This window comes from Oleiphilus sp. HI0043 (genome assembly GCF_001634935.1).
The window spans coordinates 1-352 of record NZ_LWEY01000942.1 but is presented as its reverse complement, the minus strand read 5'-3'; the positions used below and the strand labels follow the sequence as shown (position 1 = coordinate 352).

Annotated in this window: 1 protein-coding gene; it reads left to right on the top strand. The window is 50.6% G+C overall.

Going from position 1 to position 352, the window contains the following annotated elements:
* Positions 1-315: ATP-binding protein (locus tag A3729_RS10385; protein ID WP_231877407.1), on the top strand; the 315-nt coding region annotated here is incomplete at its 5' end.
* Positions 316-352: the final 37 nt, after the last annotated feature.

Below are 352 nucleotides of genomic sequence, written 5' to 3'. Positions count from 1 at the left end.
GTTGGTAATGCGACACGCTATGCTCAAGGAAGGGTAAAAGTTGTTTGCTCTTTTGATGCAGAGACATGTCGTGTAGATGTTGAAGACGATGGCCCTGGTATTCCAGAGGAAGATTGGGAGTCTGTCTTTACGCCGTTTGCGCGTTTGGACGATAGTCGCACACGTGCTTCAGGGGGTTATGGCCTAGGCTTGTCAATTGTACGCCGTATTCTTTATTGGCATGGGGGGCAAGCCTTCTTGGGCAGAAGTGATATGGGTGGAGCGAAGTTTAGTTTGGTATGGCCCAGGAAACAAAGCCAGACGAACAAACCCTAGGTGGCGATATCTGAAGCGCGCAGCTGCTGTCTGGCTT